Below are 3560 nucleotides of genomic sequence, written 5' to 3' on the forward strand. Positions count from 1 at the left end.
GATGCGGCGACCGGAACGGTGACGCTGGCCCTCGCCGATGAGCCTCCCCAGCTCGACAGTACCCGAAGCACCGACACGATCAGCAGCATGGTCCTTGGCCACGTCACCGAGGGCCTGATCAGGAACGGGGAGGGTGGCGAGCTCGCCCCCGGCGTGGCCGAACGCTGGGAAATCACCGACACCGGCGCGACGTTCTGGCTGCGTGCAGATGCCCGCTGGAGCGACGGCAAGCCGGTCACAGCCCACGACTTCGTGTTCGCCTGGCGCAAGGCTGTCGATCCGAAAACCGCCAGCGAGTATGCGACGATCCTCTTCGCGATCAAGAACGCCGAAGCCATCAACAAGGGCCGTGCGCCGGTCTCCAGCCTGGGTGTGCAGGCCGTTGGCGATAATGTCCTGCGCGTCGAGCTGATGCGGCCCGTGCCCTATTTCGCAAAGCTGATGGTCTTCAGCACCTTCAGGCCGATACGCGAGGACTTCTTCAACGCCACGGCTGGTCGCTACGGCGCCGACGCCGACATGCTGCTCTATAACGGTCCCTTCACGATCACGCGATGGGTCCATGGCGCCCAGCTGCGCATGGAGAAAAACCCCTACTATTGGGACAAGGATCGCGTGAAGGTGAAGGTTCTCGACTTCGCCTACTTCAGCAGCGACCCCAACGCCCTGATCAACCTCTACAAGGATGGAAAGATCGCGGTCGCGGGCCTCAATCAGGAAAACCTGAACGAGGCGCTGGTGAAGCGCTGGCCGATCAACCGCTTCCAGCGCGGGGCGGTCTTCTACATGGAATTCAACCATCGCAAGGACCGCCCCACGACCAACCTGCATCTGCGCCGGGCGATCCAGCTGGTGATCGATCCGGATGAGGTGGTCTACCGGGTGATCAAGCTGCCCGGAAACCTGCCCGGGCGGTCTCTGTTCCCCGTCTGGCTCGATGGAAATCAGGGCAAGTTCCGGGAGGAGTATCCGGCAACGAAGGTCATTCCGAATGCGGTCGAGGCGCGACGCCAGCTTGCCCTGGCCAAGAAGGAATTGGGGCTGGAGACCTTGCCGCCCCTGACCTTGCTATCGGATGACGGCGCCCTGGGCGATAAGATGACCGAATACTTCCAGGAGACGTTGCGCCGGGAACTGGGCCTGACTATCCGCATCGACAAACAGATCTTCAAGCAACGCCTCGCCAAAATGAGCGCAGGAGATTTTGATCTGGTGCTGGGGGGCTGGAACCCGGACTACCCGGATCCTCTCACCTTCGCCGACCTGTTCGCCTCCTGGAATTCCAACAACCGGGGCCGGTACAACAATCCGAGACTGGATCAACTGGTCGCCGTCGCCCAGACCTCCACAGACGTCCGGACCCGGATGGATACGTTTGGCGAAATCCAGCGCATTCTGATCGAGGATCCGCCGATGGTTCCGATCTATGAGCCCGGTGTAGTCTACGTGGTGGACCCTCGCCTGCAGGGCTTGGTCCGGCGGGTGGCGGGCTTCGATCCCGACTACACCAACGTCAGCATCGTCGAGAAGTAGGCCGGGGCATGTGGCGATACACCATCAAGCGGCTGATCCAGGGCGTTGTAACCGTGTGGTTCATCGCGACCGCGACGTTCCTGGCCATGCATGCGGTGCCGGGCGATCCGATGAGCGGCGACAGGGCCGTAACCCCGGAAATCCGCAAGAACCTGGAGGCCAAGTACGGGCTGGATAAGCCGCTGGCCCAGCAGTACGTCATCTACCTGGGCAACCTTGCCAGAGGGGACTTCGGGATTTCTTTCACCCAGCAGAACCGTGAGGTGAACGACATCATCCGCGAGCACTTCCCGGTGTCTGCAACGCTCGGAATCCTGGCCATCGTCTTCGCGTCGCTGGGCGGCATTCTTTGGGGCGCGCTGACTGCGCTCTATCGCAACAAGCTGCCCGACATCCTGATCATGTTCTTCGTCATCCTTGGCATCTCGGTGCCAAGTTTTGTGTTCGCCGCGCTGGGGCAACTGGCGCTTGTGAAGGTGAACGACTTCCTCGGGTTTTCCCTATTGCCGGTGGCGGGCTGGGGCACGGTCTCGCACATGCTGGTCCCGTCTCTGGTGCTGGGCCTCGGGACCATGGCCTACCTTACCCGCCTGATGCGCAGCTCCATGCTGGAGATCATCAATTCCGACTATCTGCGGACCGCCAAGGCCAAGGGATTGCCGGCCACGCGGATCTTCACCCGGCACCAGCTGCGCAATGCGATCCTTCCGGTGGTCACCGTCCTGGGCCCCTCGATTGCGGGGATCACGACCGGCAGCTTCGTCGTGGAGTCGGTCTTTGCGATCCCGGGGCTGGGGCGATACTTCGTCCAGGCCGTGCAGCAGCTGGACTACACGGTGATCATGGGGACGACGGTGTTCTTCGGTTCGTTCCTCGTGCTGATGGTGATCCTTGTGGACCTGCTCTACGGGTTCATCGATCCCCGGGTCAGGTTGGAGTAGCCGGTGGTGTCCTCAAACCCGCAGACCGAGCCCGGGCTCGACGACTTCGCCCCGCTGGCGGTGGAACAGCGTCGCCAGCAACTCTCCCGTCCGTCCCTGTCCTATTGGCAGGACGCCTGGATCCGGCTGAAGGCGAACCGCCGCGCCATCGTCTCGCTCTACATTGTGATCGCCCTGCTGCTGTTCACGCTGCTGGGACCTCTGGTCTGGCGGGTGGATCCGTCGGCGCAGGACCTCGATCAGGTCAGTCGCGCACCAGGTGCCGAGCGCACGGTTACGCTCGCGGCGCCCTATCGACCGTGGAACGGCGACGCCGTGCTTCCGGGGAGCAAGGACCTTCGTCTCGCCTATCCAGCCAACACACAGGCCGTGCGGATGATCTGGGATCTGGTCCCTGGCGCCAGCGCCTATCGCATCTACCGGGACATCGTTCCGGCCCTGGCCGGTGAGCCCCTCGGGCTGCCGATCGCGCAGACCCTTACCGGGACGGAGACGCGATACGAAGACCGGCTCGACCTGCGCGCCGAAACCTATTTCTACACCGTGGTCGCGCTGGATGCGGCCGGCGCCGAGATGGGGTCGCGTCAGGCGCTGTCCGTGACGCCGGTGGCGGTCATTACCGTCGCGGAGGCCAGGTCGCGAGGCCTGGCGCCGCCGTCCGAACCCTTGAATGTGGGCGACCAGGTCCGCTTCAAGCTTCATCCGCTGGGAACCGACTACCTCGGCCGCGACATGCTGGCGCGGTTGATGCACGGGGCGCGGGTGTCCCTGTTCATCGGGATTGTCGCGCCTCTGCTGTTTGTGTCCTTTGGCGTCGCCTACGGCAGTATGGCGGGCTTCCTCGGGGGCCGTGTCGACCAGATCATGATGCGGTTCGCCGACTTCGTGATCGCCCTGCCGTTCCTGCTGTTCATGATCCTGTTCAAGATCGCCTTCGGGATCGGTCCGGGGCAAAGCGGCATCCTGCCGATGATCGTGGCACTGGTCATGCTCTCCTGGCCCGGCACGGCCAGGCTCGTGCGAGGACAGATCCTGCAGGTCCGCGAGGAAGGCTACGTCAGCGCCGCCCGCCTGCTGGGGGCCCGG

Annotated in this window: 3 protein-coding genes; all 3 read left to right on the top strand. The window is 63.7% G+C overall.

The window, feature by feature from the left end:
- A partial coding sequence (locus tag ACIQ42_RS17170; protein ID WP_397423454.1) for a peptide ABC transporter substrate-binding protein occupies positions 1–1533 on the top strand: 1533 nt, incomplete at its 5' end.
- Positions 1534–1541: 8 nt separating this feature from the next.
- Positions 1542–2474, top strand: a complete 933-nt coding sequence (locus tag ACIQ42_RS17175) for an ABC transporter permease (protein WP_397423455.1) — start codon at positions 1542–1544, stop codon at positions 2472–2474.
- Positions 2475–2477: 3 nt separating this feature from the next.
- Positions 2478–3560: ABC transporter permease subunit (locus tag ACIQ42_RS17180; RefSeq protein ID WP_397423456.1), on the top strand; the 1083-nt coding region annotated here is incomplete at its 3' end.

The organism is Phenylobacterium sp., assembly GCF_044372605.1.
Taxonomy (GTDB): Bacteria; Pseudomonadota; Alphaproteobacteria; order Caulobacterales; family Caulobacteraceae; genus Phenylobacterium.